20 protein-coding genes and 1 tRNA gene are annotated in these 22909 nt (G+C 56.4%); 5 read left to right on the top strand and 16 right to left on the bottom strand.

The annotated features are described in order from the left end of the window. Positions 1 to 35: 35 nt before the first annotated feature. Positions 36 to 746: a hypothetical protein gene (locus tag VLM75_07860; protein ID HSV96834.1), complete on the top strand. Its 711-nt coding sequence runs from the start codon at positions 36 to 38 to the stop codon at positions 744 to 746. A gap of 29 nt (positions 747 to 775) precedes the next feature. On the opposite strand, the gene VLM75_07855 is transcribed toward VLM75_07860, so the two are convergent. Together VLM75_07855 and VLM75_07850 are read right to left on the bottom strand one after the other, a co-directional pair. Next, a tRNA-Arg gene (locus VLM75_07855) sits at positions 776 to 848 on the bottom strand. A 64-nt stretch (positions 849 to 912) separates the two neighbouring features. Then, the gene (locus VLM75_07850) at positions 913 to 1377 is read right to left on the bottom strand and encodes a hypothetical protein (protein HSV96833.1); all 465 of its coding nucleotides are present in this window, start codon (positions 1375 to 1377) and stop codon (positions 913 to 915) included. Positions 1378 to 1479: 102 nt separating this feature from the next. Between VLM75_07850 and VLM75_07845 the strand changes: the two genes are divergently transcribed. After that, positions 1480 to 2919, top strand: coding sequence for an ATP-binding protein (locus VLM75_07845; protein ID HSV96832.1), 1440 nt, complete (start codon positions 1480 to 1482; stop codon positions 2917 to 2919). Between the two features lie 48 nt (positions 2920 to 2967). Next, on the top strand, positions 2968 to 3651 hold the full coding sequence (nth, locus tag VLM75_07840) for an endonuclease III (protein HSV96831.1): 684 nt from the start codon (positions 2968 to 2970) through the stop codon (positions 3649 to 3651). Here nth and VLM75_07835 read toward each other — a convergent pair. From VLM75_07835 to VLM75_07815, 5 genes are all read right to left on the bottom strand, one after another. After that, complete coding sequence (locus VLM75_07835) at positions 3614 to 4939, bottom strand: hypothetical protein (GenBank protein ID HSV96830.1); 1326 nt, start codon at positions 4937 to 4939, stop codon at positions 3614 to 3616. The genes nth and VLM75_07835 overlap by 38 nt on opposite strands. Before the next feature lie 9 nt (positions 4940 to 4948). Then, on the bottom strand, positions 4949 to 5890 hold the full coding sequence (locus VLM75_07830) for a hypothetical protein (GenBank protein ID HSV96829.1): 942 nt from the start codon (positions 5888 to 5890) through the stop codon (positions 4949 to 4951). A 283-nt stretch (positions 5891 to 6173) separates the two neighbouring features. Next, positions 6174 to 7004, bottom strand: coding sequence for a peptide chain release factor N(5)-glutamine methyltransferase (prmC, locus tag VLM75_07825; GenBank protein ID HSV96828.1), 831 nt, complete (start codon positions 7002 to 7004; stop codon positions 6174 to 6176). Positions 7005 to 7018: 14 nt separating this feature from the next. Continuing rightward, positions 7019 to 8089 carry a peptide chain release factor 1 gene (prfA, locus tag VLM75_07820; GenBank protein HSV96827.1) on the bottom strand — a complete coding sequence of 357 codons (1071 nt, stop codon included), beginning with the start codon at positions 8087 to 8089 and terminating at the stop codon, positions 7019 to 7021. A 117-nt stretch (positions 8090 to 8206) separates the two neighbouring features. Continuing rightward, positions 8207 to 9268, bottom strand: coding sequence for an SMP-30/gluconolactonase/LRE family protein (locus VLM75_07815; GenBank protein HSV96826.1), 1062 nt, complete (start codon positions 9266 to 9268; stop codon positions 8207 to 8209). 317 nt (positions 9269 to 9585) lie between these two features. Between VLM75_07815 and VLM75_07810 the strand changes: the two genes are divergently transcribed. Next, positions 9586 to 9906 (top strand): hypothetical protein, encoded by a 321-nt coding sequence (locus VLM75_07810; protein ID HSV96825.1) that lies wholly within the window; start codon positions 9586 to 9588, stop codon positions 9904 to 9906. 111 nt (positions 9907 to 10017) lie between these two features. Then, the gene (locus VLM75_07805; GenBank protein ID HSV96824.1) at positions 10018 to 11637 is read left to right on the top strand and encodes a long-chain fatty acid--CoA ligase; all 1620 of its coding nucleotides are present in this window, start codon (positions 10018 to 10020) and stop codon (positions 11635 to 11637) included. A 333-nt stretch (positions 11638 to 11970) separates the two neighbouring features. Here VLM75_07805 and VLM75_07800 read toward each other — a convergent pair whose 3' ends face one another. The 9 genes from VLM75_07800 to VLM75_07760 form a co-directional block, all read right to left on the bottom strand. Further along, positions 11971 to 12657 (bottom strand): TetR/AcrR family transcriptional regulator, encoded by a 687-nt coding sequence (locus tag VLM75_07800; GenBank protein HSV96823.1) that lies wholly within the window; start codon positions 12655 to 12657, stop codon positions 11971 to 11973. Positions 12658 to 12774: 117 nt separating this feature from the next. Next, on the bottom strand, positions 12775 to 14154 hold the full coding sequence (locus VLM75_07795; GenBank protein ID HSV96822.1) for a sodium:solute symporter family protein: 1380 nt from the start codon (positions 14152 to 14154) through the stop codon (positions 12775 to 12777). Between the two features lie 26 nt (positions 14155 to 14180). Then, positions 14181 to 15014 (bottom strand): biotin--[acetyl-CoA-carboxylase] ligase, encoded by an 834-nt coding sequence (locus tag VLM75_07790; GenBank protein ID HSV96821.1) that lies wholly within the window; start codon positions 15012 to 15014, stop codon positions 14181 to 14183. Positions 15015 to 15139: 125 nt separating this feature from the next. Further along, positions 15140 to 16276, bottom strand: a complete 1137-nt coding sequence (locus VLM75_07785; protein HSV96820.1) for an acyl-CoA dehydrogenase family protein — start codon at positions 16274 to 16276, stop codon at positions 15140 to 15142. Between the two features lie 108 nt (positions 16277 to 16384). Further along, positions 16385 to 18178 (bottom strand): acyclic terpene utilization AtuA family protein, encoded by a 1794-nt coding sequence (locus tag VLM75_07780; protein HSV96819.1) that lies wholly within the window; start codon positions 18176 to 18178, stop codon positions 16385 to 16387. A gap of 24 nt (positions 18179 to 18202) precedes the next feature. Beyond that, entirely contained in the window at positions 18203 to 18973 is a 771-nt protein-coding gene (locus tag VLM75_07775; protein HSV96818.1) for an enoyl-CoA hydratase-related protein, read from the bottom strand. A 58-nt stretch (positions 18974 to 19031) separates the two neighbouring features. Next, complete coding sequence (locus tag VLM75_07770) at positions 19032 to 19538, bottom strand: biotin/lipoyl-containing protein (GenBank protein HSV96817.1); 507 nt, start codon at positions 19536 to 19538, stop codon at positions 19032 to 19034. Between the two features lie 52 nt (positions 19539 to 19590). Beyond that, positions 19591 to 21078, bottom strand: coding sequence for an acetyl-CoA carboxylase biotin carboxylase subunit (locus VLM75_07765; GenBank protein ID HSV96816.1), 1488 nt, complete (start codon positions 21076 to 21078; stop codon positions 19591 to 19593). A 70-nt stretch (positions 21079 to 21148) separates the two neighbouring features. Next, on the bottom strand, positions 21149 to 22765 hold the full coding sequence (locus VLM75_07760) for a carboxyl transferase domain-containing protein (protein ID HSV96815.1): 1617 nt from the start codon (positions 22763 to 22765) through the stop codon (positions 21149 to 21151). Between the last annotated feature and the right edge of the window lie 144 nt (positions 22766 to 22909).

Raw genomic sequence — 22909 nt, 5'->3', positions numbered from 1 at the left:
CGGACAGAAGGGGCCGTTCTCCGGTTACAGGCGTCATGCACACGATACACATCACGAGAAAAATAGCGCTTTATGCCGCCCTTTCGCTCGTTTTGCTTCTGGTGACGGACCGCGCGCGCCCTGAGGATTATCAGTACCAGTACTTTAAGGAGGAAAAGGACCGGTACGTGCCCTTCTCCGACTATATTCCCAAATCGCGGCTCCATTTTAAAACAGTCCCGCATCACCTCGAAGACTACTACCTGCTCTACGGCATGAAGCAGTATTACAACGAGAACTCCCTGCGAAAAAATATCGAGCGGATGAAGGCGGCCCTGGAGAGTAAATTTCGCCACCCATCCGAGGCGCTGATAAAAATAGAGAGCGAGGACGAATATTCAAAGTACCGCAACCTCATGTTCATGCACATCAACATGCTTATAATGCGCGACCACATGAAGATCGCCGCGCGCTATGACAAGCGAAAGATATATTTCTATAACCTCGATTTCGCGAAGGAAATCGCCGAAAGCCTGGATATCGCCGAACAGTTCTACCTCCAGGCGTTGCCGTACTGGGAAGAGGCGCACCGTTACGCCGGACGGGCGAGCGAATACAGGCTTACAACGGACCTGGGATTCATCGAATCGGAGCGCTATTCGATCGTACGCGGCGAGCTGGATTACGCCAGGATTATTAACGGCCACCTGGCCAGGGTCCGCGAGAGGAAACGGGATCTGGAGCGCGCGGGGCCGGGAAACAGGTAGGGACGCGGCATGCCGCGTCCCTCTTGCTGTGCGCCTGACACGAGTTGAACGTGCGACACATGGCTCCGGAGGCCATTGCTCTATCCACTGAGCTACAGGCGCATAATCGCGTCATAATCTGATGCTACCATGGGGCGGCGCGACAATTTTTTTCAACTACTTTCTGTCACTCAAGCCATTTATTTATACTCGCAATCCGGTCGATCGCGTCGTCTACATAGGGATTATACTTCATGTCGTCGACGAGCACGGCGAACTGCGCCTTGGCCTCGCAGAGCCGCCTGCGCAGCGCCTCCAGATCGCCGACAAGCCCCTTTCGCCCTCCTTCGCCGAAGTAGTCATCGAAGGCCGAGGACATGGTCTTGAACGCCACCCGATACCGGTCGTAGCAGGGGTCCGCCGGGGTTTCCGCCGGAAAGGGATCCTGCGCACCGTCCAGGAGCTCCCGTAAAAAGCGGTACCCTTCGTTGATGATCACCATGCGCATGCCCGCGCCCGCGTCAGTCGCCACGTCGGGATGGTTGAGCTTGGCCAGCGTGCGATATGCCGCCTGGAGTTCGTCCGGGCCGTACGGCCCGGCAAGTCCGAAGAGCAGCAGGTAGCGTCGTTTTCTGTCGTCCAGGTCATTCATGCGTTATCCGCCGGATACTCGTCCCCGGGGTAAAAGCTATTGACATATTGAAACCCGTTAAGGCAAATGTCAAATAACAAGTTGCCGGACAAACGCCCTGTCATGAGCCCGGTCAAAATCATCGTCAGTTTCCTCTTCTTCGCGATTCTTTTCGAATTCATCGCGATGCTTTTTTTTGTGAGGCGCAGGACTACGATGGAATTTCTGGCCGCCTCCCTCTCGGCGCTCGCCGTACTTCTGCCGGGCTGCCTGCTCCTCGAAGGCGTCGATCCGCCCGCCGCCCTGGTTTTCGCGTCGTTTGCCGGCGTTTCTCTTTTTCCTCTTACCTACACCCTGATGATTCAGAATTACGTTAAAACCAGGACGCGCGCACCGATTCGCACGATTGCCGCGCTTTCTCCGCTCTTCATGGCGCTTTTCGTCATCTTTTCCGATCATGCATTTGTTCTTGCCCCGCTTCTGCTGATTGTATTCTTCGCCTGGGTCATGTACTTTTTCTTTAACAGCACCTTCGCCTCCGCAAAAATTTACCTCGTGCTGCAGGCTACGCTTGTCGCGGCCATGATCGCCTCCGCCCTCTCGGCATACACGCTCTCGCCCTACTATTTCGCCGCGGGAGTGGGGCTGGTCCAGGCCATGACCTCGCTTCTCTTTCTGTACAGCTATCACGCCAGGATTATCCGGATAGCGGTGCACTTCAGGGAATCGCGCGAACTTAGCCGGCGGCTCATCCACAATAACACCCGCCTCAGACAGAAGGTCGAGCAGCTCAAGGCCCTGATGCAGGAGAGGGATGACGAGCTATTGCAGATGTCGCGGCACGCAAGCCTGGCCGAGGTCACCACCGGTATCGCCCATGAGCTCAGCCAGCCCCTGACCGGCATAAAGGCGATCGCGCAAAACATGCTGGACGATATAAACTACGACGAATTCGACGGCCTGGAGGCGGCGTCCGCGCTCATGAAGATTTGCACGCTCGTGGACAAATCGGCGTCGATCATCGACCACATCAGGAATTTTTCGCGGCGCAGCGGAATGAATATGCAGATGACCGACCTCAACCGCGTCGTGCTCGACGCCATAGACCTGGTGAATCTGCAATTCAAGAAATACCATGTGGACCTTATCCTGGTGCTCAACGAGAACATCAACAAAGTCCACGGCGACAGGATCAGCATCGAGCAGCTGGTAATCAACCTCCTCCTTAACGCGCGGGACGCGATAGTGGACAGGCAGAAGACCGCCGGCGAGGGATTCACCGGAAGGATCACCCTCGCCACCGAGCAGGCCGGAGACGATGTCCGTCTGTTCATAGAAGACAACGGTACGGGCATCCCCGAGGACATTATTAAAAAAATCTGGTCGCCGTTTTTTACGACCAAACGCAGGGCAAGCGGTACGGGTATCGGCCTTTCGATAAGCAGCAGGATACTGCGCGAACACAACGCGGCAATCAGCGTCGAATCGACCCCCGGGCTCGGAACACGGTTCATCATGACCTTCCCGGCCCAGCACGAGCGCGTTGCCGCGGCCGTGCAGTGACCTTCCGTGGAGCCCTGATATGACGCGCCGGCGCGAAACGAGCGGACAATGAAGGGCGAGCGAACACGGCTCCCGGGAAACCCCGTCTGTCCCGAAACGATGACTCCGGAGCGTTCCGGGCGGATTGTGGCCGCCCTTGCCGCGCACTACGGTCGACCGGAACCGGCGCTCGAGTACGGAAGCCCCTATCAGCTCGCCATAGCCGTCGTGCTTTCGGCGCAGACGACCGACAAACAGGTGAACTCGGTAACGCCGCGGTTATTCGAGCGGTACCCCGGTTTCGCGAGCCTCGCCGCGGCGCGAATCTCGGAGCTTGAAAAAATCATTAAAAGCGTGGGATTTTTCCGGACCAAGGCGAAGAACATCCGCGAACTTGCCCGGCGCGTGGTGAATCTGCACAACGGGGTCATCCCGTCCGGTCGCGAAGCCCTCATGGAGCTTCCCGGTGTCGGCCGCAAGTCGGCCAACGTGATCCTCGCCATGGGATTTGGAGTTCCGGCCTTCGCGGTAGACACGCACATACTGCGGGTATCCAACCGGATCGGCTATGCGCGGACTGACAGCCCGGACGTCGCGGAATCGTGCCTGACGGCGGTGATACCGCCCGAAGACTGGATCGGCGGACACCTGCTGTTTATTACCCACGGGCGCGTGACCTGCAAGGCCCGTGGGCCGCTGTGCACCCGGTGTCCGGTCAGCGCGCTTTGCGATTTTGCCTGTGGTAATCCCTGAACGCGGCCATCACCTCGGGATCATTTATCCGCCTGTTGAGGCTGCTCCGCGGGTCCAGGCGCGTAATTTTATAGAGGGATGTATACGCGGTCTCGGCGAGTGCGGAATCGGTGCTGGCGAGGTATTCCACGAGGAAAGGAACGTTTTCCACGTCGGCGATCTCACCGAGCGCGGAAAGCCCCCATCGCGCGAACTCTTTGCCGGAGTTCAGTATTTTCAATTTAAAATCGTTTTCGTTTCCGGGAATATAGCGCGCGGCCAACCTGGTAAAACTCGTGGCGTTTTGCAGCCCCGATTCGCTCCGGCCGGATTTTTCGAGTGCGAAAGCGAGCAGCCGTTCGTATGAAAGCTGCAGGTTTTTATTCATTACATGTTCGGAGATAAGATCGGCCATCCCGGCGGACCCCGAAAAGAGCAGGCTCTCCCATTCTTCCTTGCTGAAATCCATGTCGACCCGGTATTCCCTGGCGAAGAGGAGGAGCGTCCGAAAAAACTCCTGATCGGGATTCTGCATGACCTGCTTCTTGAGATCGGGAAGCGGGGACGTGAATCCCAGCCTGAGTAGCTGCAGGCCCGACTCCCGCTTCTGATACGAGAGATCCTGCGATGTGGCAAAAATGAGCCGGTAGGACGCCAGGGAAAGAAGGTAGGCGACCACGCTGATGAGCACGGCCGTGGCGAGAAGCTTCAGCGGATTGCGCCGCGTGAAGAACTCCACGAACAGGAAAAAAAAGAAAATAATGAACTTGCCGATCATCAATATATGAACGATCGCGCCGCCCGTCGCGAAGGAGTCGACCGCCATATCGAGATAGAAGTAGAGCACGCACATGCCGAGAAACAGCGGTATCGTCGTAAAAGGGTCCCGGCGCAGCTTGAGGACGAAAAGGAGAAAAAGCGAATAGACCACGAGGTTGGAATAGCGCCCGTTGAGCACCTCGATAACGGGCGCCCATGGCCACTCGGGGCGGTTAACTCCCGCGATAAGGGTGAAAACAATTATAATGAGATATATAACGAGCAGGGGAACAACACGCGCCTCCAGGAAGAGTATTTGCTCGCCGGGCGGGCCGAAACGCTCCCTGTACATGGTTTCGAACAGGTCGATATTGATTGAGGAAAAGGTGAACACCAGATAGAAGGAAAAGATGTAGATGTATATCCGTACGATGAGGGTTATCCCCTCCCAGGAATAATTCATGTTGAAATAGAGGTTAAGCGCGAGCAGAAAAAGCAGTACGTAGATGAAAACGGCGATATTCCGGAGTCGTGACGAAATAAGTGACATATGCGCTCATCAATCCAGGGTCTTTAGCCGTTCCAGCGAGATGAGATGCTCTTCCATCCCGATCCCCTTTTTGCCGGTCCCGATTACGGTGAACTCGGAGAATGCACGAAAACGCACGTACCTGCTCCGCTTGCTGCGGGGAAGCGGCATATCGACCGAATGGAGGCGCCGGGAAACGATCAGGTCGCGGTCGTCCTGGGCATCCCGATACGAGAACTCACCGGACAGCAGGGTTTTTTTCTCGCGGCTGAAGGCGAGGAGCTCGAGCTCCACGTTCATTATGGGGATATTTCCGCTCCTGCGCGAAATAAAGCCCTGCGAATATGGGACGGAACCCACCTCGAAGTAGGTGAGGTTCTTGCTCATGTCCCTGAACTGGACCGTCACCCAGCTGTAACACTGCAGTCGGTCCGAGAAGCGCTCGCCCCACAAATGCTTGCGCATGCCGGGGCATTCAAAGCGCTTTGACTGCCCTTTCTTTTCACCCCGGAGAATCGAGATCGTGCCCGTAATTTTGCAGCGCTGCTCGTACTGGTCCCACAACTGGATCTCACGCTCTCGGCCGGCCGACCTGGATTCCTCGGCCATCGCGGCGGGGAAGACGTATGCCGGGTATGCTCCCGTCACCGCGAGGTCGATCGCTATCGAGTCGCCTTTGAGCTTAAATTCGAATTTCTCCGGCGGCCTTACCATCCTGTAGGTGAAGCGCCGGTCGGTCAGGACACGGGTGGCCTCCGCGGGCCGGAAGTCCACCAAGTTGGAGTAGGTATGAAGTACATCGTTGTAAAAAACCGACCAGGAGAATTCGGCCTCGTGCGACGCGGGAAAATAATTGATATCGGCGAAACCGAACAGCCTGTTCTTCCTGTCGGCGAAGTTTATGGTGTACGACTCCGCCCAGCCGGCGATCTTTTTCCCTTCGTGCAGGTACTCATCTTTCACATTTATCATTAACGATACGAACCCCGCGTTATGGAAAAATCCTGCAGACACCCGACGCGCGTCGATTAATGCCGTCTGTCCCGTTTAATATTTTAATTCCACGCCCGATGAGGGAGATGTCAGTGACGACGCAAAATACTAAACCATCAGCCGGCCCTTTCGCGCCTGCGCGGCGGATACGGGCACTGGAATCGCAACCGCACATCAAGTCCGTTTTTTTACACAAAACGGGAGTGAATATACATTTTCATTCGGATTTTTCAATTCTTTTTTTGGAGGTCGTTCGTTATTTTTATCTTTTAAGAAGCGCAACCCTGGGTCGCCCGGCCAGATCGTTGAGCACGGAAACGGCATAACCCGCCCGCGCCCCCGCTTCGAGTAAAAAGTCGCGCATATCGTGCCCTATCTCGAGCAGCACGATGCCGCCGGGGCGGAGGTATGATTCGGCCGAACTGATGATTCTCCGTAAAACGGCGCGCCCGTGATCGTCGGCGAAAAGCGCATGTTCTGGTTCGAATCCGATTTCGCGCTTAAGCACGGGCTTAAGCGCAGGGTCAACGTAGGGGGGATTGGAGGCGATGATGTCGAACCGCCTCCCTTCGAACGGGGAAAAAAGATCGCCGACCCGAAACACAATAGGCATGGCCCCCATAATTCGCCTGCAGTTGTATTTAGCGATTCGCAGGGCCGCGGCGGATATGTCCGAGGCGTCCACCTTTATGTCTTCCCTGTTTTTGCGGACCGCCACGGCGATCGCACCGGAACCGGTCCCCAGGTCGAGAAGACTTGCGCCCGGCCCGGCATAGTAGAGCGCCATGTCCACAAGGAGCTCGGTCTCCGGACGCGGGATCAGTACGTCGGGCGTTACCAGAAATTCAAGCGAATAAAACTCTTTTCGTCCGGTGATGTAGGCGACGGGCTCACCCGCGCAGCGGCGCGCGACCATGCGGCGGCATGAATTGAATTTGGCGGAATTGACGGGTGCCGCTGCGTCGACCAGGAGACGGTAGCGCCCGACGCCAAGCGCGTGCGCCAGAAGCACCTCCGCGTCGAGAGCGGACGACTCGACGTTCGCGGCCTCGAGCCGGACGGTCATCTCTTTGACGGCCTCGGCGATCGTCATGGCGTTCCCGTCCGTCAACCGGTGACGGTCTTCAGTTTCTGCTCGATGTCGTGCCGCCTGAGCGCGTCGATCATCGCGTCGAGTCCCCCCTCCAGAAAGCTCTCGAGCGCATGCACGGTAAGACCTATGCGGTGGTCGGTGACGCGCGACTGCGGGAAGTTGTAGGTGCGGATGCGCTCGCTCCGGTCGCCCGAGCCCACCTGCGAGCGCTTCTCCCGGGCCTCTTTCGCCAGGCGCTCCTGTTCCATTCTCTCGAAAAGCCGCGCGCGAAGCACCTTGAGCGCCTTGGTCTTGTTTTTAAGCTGGGATTTCTCGTCCTGGCAGGTCACCACCATGTTAGTGGGAATGTGGGTGATCCGCACGGCGGAATCGGTGGTGTTCACCGACTGACCCCCGTGGCCGGTCGAGCGGTACACATCGATACGAAGATCATTGGGGTCGATGACGACGTCGCTCTCCTCGGCCTCGGGAAGTACGGCCACGGTGACGGCGGAGGTGTGGATCCTCCCGCCCGACTCCGTGCTCGGTATGCGCTGCACGCGGTGTACGCCGGACTCGTACTTTAAACAGTCGTAGGCCTCGGCTCCCGAAACCGAGAAGACCACTTCCTTGTACCCGCCGATACCCGTGGCGTTGGATTCGAATAATTCGAGCTTCCACTTCCTGTCGTCGATATACCTGCCGTACATGCGGAAGAGGTCCGCGACGAACAGCGCCGCCTCCTCGCCGCCGGTCCCCGCGCGTATTTCCATGATTACATTTTTTCCGGAATTGGGGTCCTTGGGGAGCAGGAGCACCATCAATTCCGCGTCGAGCGTCCCGATCCTTTCCCTGAGGAGGGCCACCTCCGAGCGGAGCATCTGGCGCATGTCATCGTCCTTCTCGCTTTTCAGGATCTCTTCGGACTCTGCCAGTTCCCTTTTAATTCTACGATATTCATCGTACTTTGCCGCGATGGGCCTGATCTGCGAGTGCTCCCTGGTGAGGTCCCTGAAACGGTTATTGTCCCTTATAATCTCCGGCCGTGCGAGCTGGTCCTCGATCTCGGCGCATCTGCCGGCAATTTCCTGAAGCCTGCCTTCCATTCGCCACCTCTGATAAAACGGGCGGCCCCGCCACCCTCTTGCTCCAGCCTCTGGCAGGCGACGAACCGCTGTCAACAATATATTGAATTTCCGTGCGTCGGGTCCCGGCGGGAAAGCCTACCGGCCGGATGTTCTGCACACGAGAAAACGCTCGTCGAAAACGGCGCCGACCAGAAAGCCGTCCGGAAACGGCGCCGCGACGCTCGCGGCCGAGATTTTCATGCCATCGTCCTGGAAGACCTCCCTGATGGCGGCCTTGCCGTCGGATTTCAGCTCGATCCGCACCACCCTGGAGGGCGAGGGAACCGCCGCGTCGGCGGCGTGCCGGAGGAAGGTCAGCATCCTGGGATGTCCCGCAATCCACAGGGAGCCGTCAGCGTCTACCTCGATGTTGTCCAAGCCGAATCCCGCGTCGATCCCACGTCCGGGCGACAGCGTACCCGTTTTAATATCGCGCCCGTAAACGAGCAGGTTTCGCCCCACACTGGACGCGACATAGACCGTGCCACCATCCGCGCTCAGGGCTATTCCGTTGGCATAGCCAACTCCTCCCGCGACGATCCTGAACGTCGAGCCATCATAATAGAGCACATACGATCGCTTCAGTTGAAGATACTCTTCGGCCATCCTCCCGGCCGCGGATGTATTCCCATGATCGTTGGTCACATAGAAGCTGCGCGCCCCGGCCGCCGCCACGTCGTTCGGGCTGTGCATCAGCGCCCCCCCGATAGACTCCATATGAACGAGTTTTCCCCGGCGCCATTCAAAGATCTCGATATAATGGCCGTCCGCGCGATGATTCACCACGAAGAGGCGGTTTCCACTCCCATCACCGCGGTAAAAACCTATGCCGTGCGGATGGAAATCAAACGGCAGATCGGCGGTGAGCCGGACCGGTTTGGCATTCGCGGCCCGGGTATCAAAACCGTATATCGCCCCCTGAACGGCCATCCCCGCCATCGCCGCACGCCTGTGGTCCGACGAGATAAACGCGCGCCCGGTCTCCGGGTCTATGGTGATGTCTTCGGCCCCGGCGACACCGCCGAACTCGACGCACGCACAATCGCATCGCGATACAATGCTTTTAAACTCGCCGGCGTCGTGAAATGTTTTCAGCAACAAAATGACCGCCAGCATTGCTATGACGCCGGTTACCGTTAATGTGACCCGTAAATTCATTATATACCCACCGGTAAAGAAATCGCGCCACCCGGCGCGCGGGAGCGTATTGAAGTCGTACCATGCCCGCCTGCGAAATTCCAGCATTCTTTGCCGGAAAAATCCGGCCACCTTCGGCCATGCGCGCCATCACCTTCCCACGGCATCTTTTAGTATTGACATTTTCCATCCTTCATGATATTGGTATTATTACATTATTTCATGTATGTACATATTACATGGCATTCATCCCGGCAAAAGCGGGGGCAGTCGCGGCCCGCGGCGGGATGTGATTTTTGCAATCTCCGGTAGTGCGGTAAATCATTGAGGTTTTCCCGATGACTGCAAAAATGTTCAAGCACCCGAAAATAGGCGAGGATATAGGCTCCATTTCGGGACACTACTCCTTTCTGCGCGAAGCAGTCATCGTTTACCGGGACAGGGAGCTTCTTTACTACACCGGTTTTGCGGTCACGGATTCCGCGTGCTGCGGCACCGGGGCCTGCGTCTTCTGCCGGGTGGCGGGCTTTATAAGGGCGCGGCACCCGGGGAACGACGGTCAGACCGAGGTTGACCCGGTTACCGACACGGTCGAGAGAAAGGAGATCGAGGACATCTTAAAGGAAAAGGAGGGATGCACCCAGGTTAATTATTTCTGACGCACCGCCGCCCCGCGGCGTTCGGTTCTCCAGCCATAGCATCCACGTGTATTTGCCTGTGCCCGGTTGTATATCGCGCACAAAAAAACACATCGATACAGGAGGTACGTCATGATGCAATATCCGCTGCTGCTCACCAATTTCATGAACCGGGCGGCAAGGCTTTATACCAAAAAGGAAATCGTATCGGTTTACAGCGATTCCACCTTCCGTTACACTTACGGGGAATGGTACCGCCGCACCTGTCAGCTCGCCCACGCCCTCGAGTCGCTTGGCATAAAAAAGGGAGACCGCGTGGCCTCGTTCTCACTCAACAACCATCGCCACCTCGAGCTGTACTTCGGCGTCCCCTGCATGGGCGCGGTGCTGCACACGCTGAACGTCCGACTGTCGCAGGAACATCTAATCTATATCGTGAACCACGCCAAAGACCGCGTAATCTTCGTCGACGAGGACCTGTACTTTCTTCTTGAGCCCGTAAAGGACCGCCTGAAGACCGTCAAGCAGTACGTTATCCTGTCGCAGAGCGGCAAACTCCCCGCTACGAGCCTCGCTCCCGTTGTCCTCTACGACGAACTCATCGGGGCGTTTCCCGACGAGTACAACTTTCCGATTGACCGCAACGAAAACGACCCGGCCCTGATCTGCTATACCTCGGCCACAACCGGCGATCCCAAGGGAGTGGTCTACAGCCACAGGGGTCTCGTATTGCACTCGCTAACCTCCAGCGCGGTACTGGGTACGAAGGAGAGCGAATGTGTGCTCCACGTGGTCCCCATGTTTCACGCCAACGCCTGGGGCGCGCCGTTTGCCAGCACCATGATGGGCTGCAAGCAGGTGCTCCCAGGCCGGCAGATACTGGACATGAAGGCGCTGTGCGGCATAATCTCGGACGAGGAAGTGACTTTCACCTGTGGCGTACCCACGATCTGGATGATGCTTCACAAGTATCTGGAGGACGGCGGGGAGCATGACTTCTCGAAACTGAACGCCGTTTATTCCGGAGGTTCGGCCATGCCGCGCCACCTGATGGAGGTGATGGCGAAGAAGTATAACTTCAACATCGTCCAAGCCTATGGAATGACCGAAACCTCTCCGCTGGCCACGGTGGCGCTCCCGAAGAGCTACATGGCGGGGTGCTCGGAAAAAGAGCTCTACGACGTCAAAACCACCGCGGGGATGCTGGTGCCCTGTCTCGACATGCTGGTAAAGAGTCTGGACACCGGCAACGAGGTGGCCTGGGACGGCGCGGAGATTGGCGAGGTGTGCCTGCGCGGGCCCTGGATCGCGGACGAATATTACAAAGACCCCGAGCGAAGCAAAGCAACCTTCAGGGACGGATGGCTCCACACCGGCGACATCGCCACAATCGACGCGGAAGGTTATATCCGTCTCGTGGACAGGACAAAGGACCTCATTAAGAGCGCGGGGGAATGGATCTCGTCGGTAGACCTCGAAAACGAGATCATGTCGCATCCCAAGATAATGGAGGCCGCGGTGATCGGCATGCCGCACGAGAAATGGCAGGAGCGCCCCCTTGCCTGCGTGGTGCTGTCGCCCGGCGCGGCTGGAACGGTGAGCGAAGACGAGATCATCGATTATCTCAAGGAACGGGTCGCGAAATGGTGGGTGCCGGACAGGGTGGTGTTCATGGATGCCATTCCGAAGACCAGCGTGGGCAAGTTCGACAAGAAGATGCTTCGCGCGACGGTACTTCCGCAGGTAACGTGATGAGAAGCGGCGGGGGTGGTGCGACATAGGCGCCCCCCCGGAGAATCGCAGTGCACAGTCAGCGAGGTCTTCGATGACGATACGAACGTCCCCCGCCGGCGGCGGGGGACGTGTTTTTAACTTCACACGTATAATTCCGTAATTCTCAATCTGTGATGGATCGCGAAAAACCGGCCTTAATTCCGAGTGACGAATCCAGATTATCCTGGTCCCTTGACACTTCCTCGGGGATAAAATATCCGAATGGCCATTGTCCGGTATTTGATAAAATTGCGGAAATAGCGCCATCTTTTCGATATCGCCAACCTTTCACGACATGGCGAAAAGGGTGTATCAGCCATCCGGCTTTTGCGGAAAGGCTGGAAATCTGGAAAGCAAATTGGTAATACCCCCCGAAACCACCATTACGGCATCTTCAGCGATATCCATGATTTGCGAGGTTTGATTGGACCACAGCAGGTAATGGTATGCCAGCTTTTCATAGATGCCAACGATACAGACAGCGATAATTTCAGCGGCAAGCCGTGATCTGTCATTCTCGTCAAGTGAATCGCTTATCTGCATCACCGCATTCTTTATATCCGCGGTAATCAACTCATAAACAATTTTCCGCTCCTCCTCGACCAGCGCGCTCCGCCCCACTGCTTCGCGGAAGAAGATTGAAAGTTTTTCGGGGGACCGCAGGCAGAAATCCCTGAAGAAGGCAATACCCACACTGTTCATCCCCTCTTTTGCAGTCTGCGCCCCGGCGTAAACATTTCCGAGAAGCTGTCGGAGATGAATCCCTATTTCCCTGATCAGGTTGACAAGCAGGTCTTCCTTGTTGGCAAAATAGAAATACACCGTTCCGGGAGAGACCTCCGCAAGCGAGGCTATTTCTTCGATGCTTGTTTCATTGTATCCCTTTTCTGCAAAAAGGGATTCCGCTGCTTTCAATAACGTTTTGTACCTGAATTCCTTGTCACGTTTTCTGCGTTGAATATGCCGCGGAACATTGTCCTGATTTTCTGTGGTTTTCATCACGCGCCCGGGGGCCTTCTTAGATTGATTGTATGCATAATGATTCCGGATAAAACGCCGTCAATTCCGATATATCACCCTTGCCGATGCGACTCCCGCAAGCGGATAATTGCCGGGTCACCCGCGCCTCCTGCCATAAACGGCCCAGCCCGCACTTCCCATAAACAGAAGGATCGCGGAAACGGGGAGGCTGATAAGAATAAGATCATTGAACCCGGCAAGCTTGAGTGCGAGGGCGAGAGAACCGCCTCCCAGAGCCGCGCTTATCGCCCCGGCCTGATTCAACCGGAGCCGGCGGGCATAAAATCCCAGCAGCAGCGGCACCACGACCCCCGCAGAGTATACAGTGTACGCCAGGAGCAAAGCGCTGATAATTCCCTCGCTGAAAATAGCAACGAGGACGGCAATGATTCCTGCAATTATTACCATTACTCGGGAGAGGAGTAGCAGCATGCCCTCACCGAGTTTTTTGCCGCCGATAGGCGCGATTACGTCCATTGTAAGGATGGTGCCCGTTGTCAGCAGACATGTAGATGCACTGGACATCACGGCCGCCAGCAGAGCGGCGATCACCAGTCCGTTAAGACCCACCGGCAGGATGTACATGGCAAGGGATGGAAAAGAGTTTTCCGGCGATATCCCGGGAAGCAATACCCGCGCAACCATCCCTATGAGCGTAATACCAAAAGCTGCCGGTATCAGAATAAGGGCGGTAATGGCCGAGGAACGCCTCGCGACCTCCGGTGTCCGTGCGCTGAATAGACGGCTGTAAATGTCGGGGCCGGCAAGATACGGCAGTCCCACGAAGAAAAGAAAAGTCAGGAGCTTCACTGTGCCAAAGGACTCTGACAGGGGAAAGGACCAGTGCCCCGCCGGAGAATCCAGAAACATCCGTGATAATCCGCCGGCCGAACTGATACCGTATACGACACACACCGCCACCCCCGCGACGATAATGAAGAACTGGATGACATCGGTCTTTATTACCGAATACTGGCCGCCCAGGGCGGTATAAGCTATGAACACGGCTCCTGAAAGAATTATAAAGGCGACAGAATTTCCGGGCCATAAAACCGAAAGGATTTTTCCGCAGGCTATGGTTTGACCGGCGATAATACCGATCCACGCCACGGAGATAAGGGCCGAAATGATAATTTTAACAGCTGGGCTGCCATACTGTTTTTCGAGTATTTCGGGAAGGGTATAAACGCTAAGGGCGCGTATCCTCCTGGAGAGCCAGAGGGAAAGTACCGCCATGCCGGCGACCCCGGAAAGCAGCCACCACGCCCCGACGAGTCCCCAGCTGTATCCCAGCCCCGCCATGCCCATAGTGCTGGAACCGCCGAGTATCGTGGCCAGAAGAGAGCCGGTAATGACAAAAGCGCCGCCCTTCCGGTTTGCGACCAGATATCCGCTGAGACTTTGGGAATGCCGCAGGCTTACGGCCCCCACGGCTATCATCCCCAGAAAATAGATTATAATAATTGCCAGGTTCATACCGAATTATCCGGGCAAAATGCCTGTCAACAGAAGCATACGTCTCCCGAGCAGATCCGCCGGATATCTCCGTTGTCATCCATTAGGAAAAGAAACCCGTTCGTGTCAATATATTGAACAATGCCGCTTACTGCATTGTTGTCCACCTCAACCCGTATCCTTTTCCCCATAATCCGCGCAAGCTCCTTCCACCGCGCAAGGATTCCATCGCACACGCCGTTCAGAAAGGCCGTGTAGCTGAGTTCAAACATTTCAAGAAAAGAGCATATAATCTTTGCACGGGACACCTCTTTCCCCGATTCGATCAACACCGATGTGGCGATATTCCTGATCGTCTCGGGGAACATCTCCTCCCGGGTGGTGACATTAATACCCACTCCAACAACCACATAGTTTACCGAATTCTTTCCGGTCTTCACTTCGGAAAGAATACCTGAAATTTTTTTCCCGTTGATTATAATATCGTTGGGCCATTTTATCCGGACATCCAGTGCCGTCAGTTGGATGAGCGTTTCCGCAACGGCTACGGCGGAGAGCAGCGTGATTTTCAGCGCCTCTTGCGGCGGGATGTCGGGACGCAGGACAAGGGAAAGATAGATTCCTGTTCCACGGGGGGAGTGCCATTCCCGTTCCTTTTGTCCTCTCCCGCGACTCTGGCAGTCGGCGATAACAACCGTTCCCTCCGGGCAGTGCCGTTCAGCCAGAACCATAGCCTGATCATTTGTGGAACCTGTTTCATCATAGAAGTATAGATCCGTCCTCCCAAAAAGACGTGTGCGGAGCCCGGACTGAATTCCTGCCGCACTGAAGTCATCGTGCGGGCGGGAACGACTGGCGTTAATGGTATCTGAATGGTCCAATAGCTAACCCTTTAAATACATGGAAATCCCGCATTTTCCCCGGCAGGGCATTGCCGGAGTTCGGTGTATAACGAAAACACCTTCCCGCAGGGACTGGCCGGGCAATTCCCGATGTGGTCCACAAATCAGTATCCTTCAATCCTGGCGATTATCTCATGCATGATCTCAGTAGCTCCTCCCCCGATCGACATGATCCTCACATCACGGAAATACCGGGATATAAGCGCTTCATTCATGAACCCCATTCCGCCGAACATCTGCAGGCAGCCGTCGGCCACCTTGTTGATCAGCTCGGAAGATATAATCCTTCCCATGGATACCTCTCGTGTCGGGTCAAGTCCCGCCATCTTCATCCGAACTATGTGATAGGCGAGCTGTTTCAGGCACTCCATCTCGGTCAGCCAGTGGGCCAGCCGGTGCCTGAGGACCTGTTTGGTGATGAGCGGTTTGCCGAACACGATCCTCTGCCTGATGTAATCCACGGTGAGATCTATCATTTCCTTGGCGCACACGTACGCGCCGGGTATCATGGCGAACCGCTCGTGCTGGAACTGCTGCATCTGGTAGATGAATCCCTCGTCCTCCTGTCCGATGATATTCTCGGCGGGTACCTTCACCTCATCGAAAAACAGTTCCGCCGTGTCGCTGCTCCTCAAGCCGAGCTTGTCCAGTTTTTTACTCACCGAAACGCCCGGCAGGTCCGTCGGCACCACGAAGAGCCCGAAGGCGTGATGCCCGGCGTTCTCGTTCGTCCTTGCAAGGAGGGTGAGGAAATCGGCCTGGACTCCATTGGTAATATACGTTTTCGACCCATTCAAAATATAGTGGTCCCCATTTCTCTTCGCATTCGAACGGATCGCGAACACATCGGAGCCCGCATTCGGCTCGGTAACCGCGATAGCACACACCATGTCGCCGGCAATGGCGGCTTTGAGATATTTTTCCTTTAGATAGTCGCTGCCAAAGGCCGCGATGGCAGGGGTCGCCATATTGGTCTGAACGGCGATAGCCGTCGCCACCCCCAGTCCGTGAATGCGCCCCAGTTCTTCGAGAAATACGACTTCAAACCAGTAATCCAGCCCCTGCCCGCCGTATTTCGGATCATACCGAACGCCGAGAAAACCGAGGTCGCCCATTTTTTTAAACAGGTTATGGAGCGGGGTCCCTTTCTCCTCCCATTCGTCGACATACGGGTTTATTTCGTTATCAATGAAGCGGCGCAGTGTTTCCCTGAACATATTATGTTCCTCGTTGAAGTACATTGCACCCTCCGCATTGTGTGATATCGCAATTCAAACCACGGCCCTCCGTCGAGCCTTTTGTCGACCTTGCCGACGCTGGCAAGCGGGATCGCATCATTGCAAGCGGCATTACTCCCCGCTCTGTTTCTCCACTATGGCCTCGGGAACTTCAATGATCCTGGCGCGCAGGTATTCACCCAGCGTCTTGGCCTGCGGGTCGGACCGTGATGATGCGGCGACCCCGTCTCCCAGTATCCCCTTTATATAGAAGTTGACCGCCAGCAGGTTGGGGAGCTCATAGCGCTCTATCTCATATCCCCGCAGGTCTTTTAAAAGCTCCCTGAGCTTGTCCTCCGTGAGGAAACTCTTCAGGAAGGCGTAGGTTTTGATGTTTTTCGCCCACACGCCCAGGTTGGCGTTGCCGCCCTTATCGCCGGACCTGGTGGCGAACAGGCGTCCCATGGGGATTTTCACCGTATTGCCTCCCGGCACCGCGGGAAGCGGAGCGAAATTCTTTTCAGGCGCCGCATAACCGGCAGCTTTCGGGATCTCCGCCTGGACAACGGATTCCTCCCCGTCGACTGATATTTTCTGCTCGATGTGTTTGACCGATAAAAGGGCCGGCCAGTGGACTATTACCGGGGTCCCCTTTGCCGGGGGCGCCGTCGCCGTGAAACCGGGAATGTTCGCCAGTCCCAGCTCAACTATTTTTGAAGAGAACCGGTTCACCTTTTCCGCGTCGGGGTCCCTCACCGATATCTTGAAATACGCGAACGCCGTTTCATTGGTTTCGGGATTTTCTTTTTGCGACGCGATCAACTGCACTTCGACGGTTTCATACGCATCCCTCCCCCCCACGCTGTCGAAGAGCGCGTCCTCGAATATCTTCGCCTTTTTTTCAATATCAAGGCCGGTAAGAATGATTGTCATGGAGTTGCGGTACCCGCCCATGACGTTGAGGCACACCTTGGTCGTATCGGTGGGCGGCCCGCCCCGGACGCCGGTGATCTTGACCCGGTCCGGCGCTTCCTGTGAAATGTCGATGGTATCGAAGTGCGCGATAACATCCGGCGTAAGGTACGCGGGCTCCCTTATTTCATAGAGCAGCTGCGCCTTTACCGTATCGACCGACACGAGGCCGCCGGTGCCCGGATGCTTCGTAATGACGAAGGACCCGTCCTCGAAGACCTCGGCTATGGGATAGCCCATCTTCAGGAAGCTGGGTATCTCGTCTATAAAGGAATAATTGCCACCCGTGGCCTGGGCACCGCACTCGATGATGTGGCCCGCCGCGACCGCGCCGGCAAGCCTGTCCCAATCAGTCTTCTTCCACCCGAAGTGAAAGGCGGCCGGGCCGGACACCACCGCCGCGTCGGCGATACGCCCGCCAATGACGATGTCCGCGCCCTTATTAAGCGCCTCGACGATTCCCCATCCCCCGAGGTACGCGTTAGCTGTGATTGGCATGCCCTTCGCCTCCCAGAGGCTTATTCCTTTATCGAGGTGCGCGAGGGATTCTCCCTTTTCCTGCAGCTCGGCAAGCCGCGGGAGAATATCGTCCCCCTCGATACATGCTATTTTCGGTTTCAGCCCCAGCTTGTCCGCGAGCGCCTTCAGCTCATTCGCCAGCCCCCGCGGGTTCAGGCCGCCCGCGTTCGAAATGATCCGTATTCCCCTGTCGAGACATTCACCAAGGACCTCCTCCACCTGCTTCAGAAAGGTAGGGACGTAACCTCCGTTTGGATTCTTCAGCTTCTGCCTGAACAGGAGCGCCATGGTAAGCTCGGCAAGATAATCACCGGTGAGATAATCGATGGGGCCACCCTGCACCATCTCCTTCGCCGCGGATAACCGGTCTCCGAAGAAACCGCTGCAATTGGCGATGATGACCTTCTCGCGGTTTTGTTTATTCTTCTCCTTCATATATCCCCCTGGTGGACCTGCATGCTATTTGCCCGTGAAATTTGGTTTTCGTTTTTCAATAAACGCGGTGATCCCTTCTCTTGCATCATCGGTGCTCACCACTTCCTTGATTTTTTCCGACAGAAAATCCAACGACTCCTCAAAGGGCATGTCCCTTGTCGCGTAAAAAGCCTCTTTCCCTATTTTCATCCCGATCGGGCTTTTTATGGCAAGGGCTTCCAGGATTGTCCGTGTTTCCTCGTCAAGCTTCTCTTTCGGAACCACGCGGGTGACAAGCCCCATACCGAGCGCTTCCGCGGCGCTTATCCTCTCTCCCAGCAGTATCATCTCCATCGCCTTCTTCCGGGGAACGTTCCTGAATATAAGCGCGCCGATCATCATGGGCCACAGCCCCACGTTTACCTCCGGGGTCCCGAAACCGGAATCATCGCTGGCCACCACTATGTCGCAGGCCAGCATGAGTCCCATCCCCCCGGCAAGACAATGGCCCTTGACTCTGGCGACCGTCGGCTTTGGAAAACCCGCGATCCGCTTCAATAAATTTGCGTAGCTCTCGAAGACCTTCATCCCCTCGGTCGACATCCCGTCGCCCAGCTGCGCTCCCGTGCAGAATGCCTTCTCGCCCGACCCGGTCACCTGAATGGCTTTCACCTCCGGGTCATTCAACGTCTTCCCGAGGTACTCGTGGAAGAGCGCTACCGCCTCCGGCGTGATGGCATTCCGCTGCTTTTCGCGGTTGATGGTGATGTATCCAACTCCCTTTTCAACTGTATACAGCAAATGCGCTTCATCCATATTTCCATCTCCATGAAAATATATTTCATCCACCTGATCCCGTCCTGGCGTATTATCCTCACCCGCTCTTTTCAATATCTACAAGCACATTTCCAGACATTACGTTCTCGCCCACAGCGACATTAATTTTTTTAACGATGCCGTCGTAGGGGGCTTTGAGCGTCATTTCCATTTTCATCGCCGAGACGACGATCACCGGCTGGTTCTTTTTCACCGTCTCCCCCTCGGCCACCCTGACGGCCATAACCGTCGCGGGGATGGTTGATATCACCTCGCCCGGGGACTCATCCCGCCTTTTCCCGCCCGACGCCGCCTGCTCGAGCCGGTCCGCATCCTGTACCAGGTACGAGACGCCGTCGATCGCGATCGTTTTACCGCTGTCATCCCTTATTATATAAGCGTTGACCCGCCGCCCGTTGATATCCAGGCCGAGGTGGTGGTTCGACACTCGGGTGCATGTCACTTCGAAGGAGCTCTCCCCGCACGAAACCCGGAAGCTGCCTTCGCCTCCGGCGTCGATGGTGAATGTTCGCGTTTCCTCGCCGATTCTCAGCCTGTATTCCACGTATCAACATCTCCTGCTCTAAGGTATCCGCCGGGGGTCAGCGCCCCGGTCGTTACAATCTCCAGCTTCCCAGGGTGCGCCACGGCGACGACCGGCTGTCGTCCGAAAACGTGGACGCCGCCGTCTCCCTCTCTCCCGAGATATCGTCCGCGAGGAAGGCGATGAAAGCCTCATTAATTCGTTCCCGTGTTGGTTTCCATTCACTGAAATTAAGTTCGATAAAATCGGTGCAGAGATCCCCATCGGCGAAGGCGTCGGAGCGGAGCACGTCTATCAGGAAAGGGATGGAGTGCTTTATGCCCAGCAGGGCGTAGTCCCGGAGCGCTTCGATCATCCGGCTGATGCACTCTTTCCGGTTTTCGGAATGGGTGATGAGCTTCGCGAGGATGGGATCGTATTCCATCGGCACCGTGAATCCCGCGTATATCCCGCAGTCATGGCGTATTCCCGGGCCCGAGGGTTCTTTCAGAAAACGGATGGTGCCGGGCGACGGCGAAAAATCCTTCTCCGCGTCTTCGGCGTATATGCGGCATTCAATCGCGTGGCCGCGGGGGCGTATGTCCTCCTGCCGGAAGGGAAGCGGGTTTCCGCATGCTATTTCTATCTGCTGCCTCACAATATCGATGCCGGTCACCATCTCGGTGACGGCGTGCTCCACCTGGAGCCTGGTATTGACTTCCAGGAAATAAAAGCCGCCATCACGGTCCAGCAAAAATTCCACCGTCCCCGCATTTACGTAGCCCGAGGCTGCGGCGACGGCCACCGCCGCCGCGGCCATCCTTTTCCGTAGATCATCACCCAGCGCGATGGACGGCGTTTCCTCTATGATCTTCTGGTGCCTTCTCTGTACGGAACATTCTCTCTCATGGAGGTGGATGATATTCCCATGGGTGTCGGCCAGTATCTGGAATTCTATGTGCCGGGGCCTTGCGAGAAATTTTTCGAGATACACATTTCCATTCCCGAAAGCGGCCGCCGCCTCGCGTGATGCGGAAACGCACGCGTCCCGGAAATCCCCCGGCGCCGAAACTATCCGCATACCCTTCCCGCCGCCGCCCGCTGTCGCCTTGATCAACACCGGGTAGCCTATCCTGTCCGCCTCTTTGCCAAGCACTTCAGGGTCGGTTTCGGCGGCAAATGTGCCCGGCACCACGGGAACATTGTTCTCGATCATGATCTTTCGCGCGGTGATTTTATCCCCCAGATTCCGGATGGTGTCGGCCGACGGGCCGATAAAGACGAGGCCTTCCCGCAGGCACCGCGCGGCGAATTCGGCGTTCTCCGAGAGGAACCCGTAGCCCGGGTGAACGGCTTCGGCTCCCGTCTGCTTCGCGGCGTCGATGATCCTGTCGATATTGAGGTAACTCTCCGCGGCGGGCGGACCGCCCAGGCGCACGGCCTGGTCCGCCTTCAACACATGCAGCGCATGCCGGTCGGCATCGGAGTAGACCGCCACCGACGTTATGCCCATCTCCCGGCAGGTGTTGATGACCCGGACCCCAATTTCACCGCGATTTGCTATCAGGATTTTTTTGAACACTTTGCGCCCTCCATCGCCGAGGTATAACCCGGCATGTCAACAACAGGATACCCGGAACGCCCCGCCATCTCTACATCCTGAAGATCCCGTATCCGAGGACATCGTCCCGGATGGGGGCGTTCAGCGACGCGGAGATGGCAAGCCCCAGCACGTCCCTGGTGTCCGCCGGATCGATTATGCCGTCGTCCCACAGGTTCGATGTGCTGTAATACGCGTTGGTTTCTTTTTTCGTCGCGGCGATAATGGGCTCCCGTATCGCGTCCTCTTCATCCCTGGCCATCGGGGGCATTCCGGCCTTCGCAAGCTGGTCACGCTTGAGTGTCACCAGAACATTCGCCGCCTGTTCCCCGCCCATAACGCCGATCTCCGCGTTAGGCCACATCCACAGGAAGCGGGGGGAATAGGCCCGCCCGCACATTGCGTAATTGCCTGCTCCGAATGAGGCCCCGATTATCACGGTAAACTTGGGCACCGTCGCCGTCGAAACGGCGTTCACCATCTTATGCCCGTCCTTGGTGATGCCGCGTTTTTCATACTCGCGCCCTATCATGAACCCGTTGATATTCTGAAGAAAGACCAGCGGTATTTTTCTTCTGTCGCAAAGCTGGATGAATTGGGCCCCCTTCTGCGCACTCTCCGAAAACAGGACCCCGTTATTGCCGAGGATGCCCACGGGATACCCGTGGATATAGGCCCATCCACAGACCAGCGTAGAACCATAAAGCTCCTTGAAATCCAGGAACTCGCTCCTGTCCACAATCCGCGCGATCACCTCCCTTACATCATAGGAGACCTTCAGCTCTTTGCTGGTTATACCGTAGAGCTCCTTCGGGTCGTACAGTGGCGCTGCCGGGTCCCGCGTATCGAGTCTGGTCTTCTCGCCGCGCGGCAGGTTTTTAATGACCTTGCGCAGCAGGGAGATGGCGTGCTTTTCATCGTCGGCGAAATAATCCGAGACCCCGGAATACCGGCAGTGGACGTCGGCGCCACCGAGTTCGTCGGCGGTCACCACCTCGCCGGTGGCGGCCCTCACCAGCGGCGGTCCACCGAGGAAGATGGCGCCGTTCCCCTGCACGTGTATCGTCTCATCGGACATTGCGGGTATGTAGGCACCTCCGGCAGTGCAGAGACCCATCACCGCGGTGATCTGGGGGATGCCCTTTTTCGACAATATCGCCTGGTTGTAAAATATCCTGCCACCGTCGTCGATATCCGGGAACACCTCGGACTGCAGTGGCAGGTACCCACCGGCGGAATCGAGCAGCGTCACCATCGGCAGGCGGTTTTCCATGGCAATGGTCTGGCCGCGCAGCGTCTTCTTGACCGTCATCGGATAGCTCGAACCGCCCTTGATCATGGAATCATTCCCGCCTACATACACTTCTCTCCCTTCCACAACTCCTATACCGGATACAAACCCCGCCCCATGGATGGTGCCGTCATACATTTCCCTGGCGGCAAGCGGCGCAATCTCCAAAAAGGGTGTGTTCCTGTCCAAAAGCAGCTCGATTTTCTTGCGGATGGGTAATTTCCCCTGCGAGGCCAGACGGTCCCTGGATTTCTGGGATCGCTCATCACGCGCTTTGAGAAGTTCTTCACGGAGTTCGGCGACCCGCTTTTCCATAGCTTCATAATTACTCCGATACTCGTCCGAATGAGTGTCAATCCTTGTGTCAATCATATCCATTGCAGAATATCCTCACCTGCGTATTTGAATTCCATGGAATATTGAATACGGATTTATTATTGAATACAATTCAATATATGTCAATACAATAATTATTTTAAACGGTAATTCATTGTTTTGCAATTCCAGCGAATGATGGATAAC

The sequence above is a fragment of the Spirochaetota bacterium genome (assembly GCA_035477215.1).
GTDB lineage: Bacteria > Spirochaetota > UBA4802 > UBA4802 > UBA5368 > MVZN01.
This window is presented reverse-complemented; position numbering and strand designations above follow the sequence as displayed.

Excerpts from the sequence above, each read along its gene's own strand:
- VLM75_07860 (HSV96834.1), top strand. The coding sequence starts at position 36 with ATGCACACGATACACATCACGAGAAAAATAGCGCTTTATGCCGCCCTT.
- VLM75_07850 (HSV96833.1), bottom strand. The coding sequence starts at position 1,377 with ATGAATGACCTGGACGACAGAAAACGACGCTACCTGCTGCTCTTCGGA.
- VLM75_07845 (HSV96832.1), top strand. The coding sequence starts at position 1,480 with ATGAGCCCGGTCAAAATCATCGTCAGTTTCCTCTTCTTCGCGATTCTT.
- nth (HSV96831.1), top strand. The coding sequence starts at position 2,968 with ATGAAGGGCGAGCGAACACGGCTCCCGGGAAACCCCGTCTGTCCCGAA.
- VLM75_07835 (HSV96830.1), bottom strand. The coding sequence starts at position 4,939 with ATGTCACTTATTTCGTCACGACTCCGGAATATCGCCGTTTTCATCTAC.
- VLM75_07830 (HSV96829.1), bottom strand. The coding sequence starts at position 5,890 with ATGATAAATGTGAAAGATGAGTACCTGCACGAAGGGAAAAAGATCGCC.
- prmC (HSV96828.1), bottom strand. The coding sequence starts at position 7,004 with ATGACGATCGCCGAGGCCGTCAAAGAGATGACCGTCCGGCTCGAGGCC.
- prfA (HSV96827.1), bottom strand. The coding sequence starts at position 8,089 with ATGGAAGGCAGGCTTCAGGAAATTGCCGGCAGATGCGCCGAGATCGAG.
- VLM75_07815 (HSV96826.1), bottom strand. The coding sequence starts at position 9,268 with ATGAATTTACGGGTCACATTAACGGTAACCGGCGTCATAGCAATGCTG.
- VLM75_07810 (HSV96825.1), top strand. The coding sequence starts at position 9,586 with ATGACTGCAAAAATGTTCAAGCACCCGAAAATAGGCGAGGATATAGGC.
- VLM75_07805 (HSV96824.1), top strand. The coding sequence starts at position 10,018 with ATGATGCAATATCCGCTGCTGCTCACCAATTTCATGAACCGGGCGGCA.
- VLM75_07800 (HSV96823.1), bottom strand. The coding sequence starts at position 12,657 with ATGAAAACCACAGAAAATCAGGACAATGTTCCGCGGCATATTCAACGC.
- VLM75_07795 (HSV96822.1), bottom strand. The coding sequence starts at position 14,154 with ATGAACCTGGCAATTATTATAATCTATTTTCTGGGGATGATAGCCGTG.
- VLM75_07785 (HSV96820.1), bottom strand. The coding sequence starts at position 16,276 with ATGTACTTCAACGAGGAACATAATATGTTCAGGGAAACACTGCGCCGC.
- VLM75_07780 (HSV96819.1), bottom strand. The coding sequence starts at position 18,178 with ATGAAGGAGAAGAATAAACAAAACCGCGAGAAGGTCATCATCGCCAAT.
- VLM75_07775 (HSV96818.1), bottom strand. The coding sequence starts at position 18,973 with ATGGATGAAGCGCATTTGCTGTATACAGTTGAAAAGGGAGTTGGATAC.
- VLM75_07760 (HSV96815.1), bottom strand. The coding sequence starts at position 22,765 with ATGGATATGATTGACACAAGGATTGACACTCATTCGGACGAGTATCGG.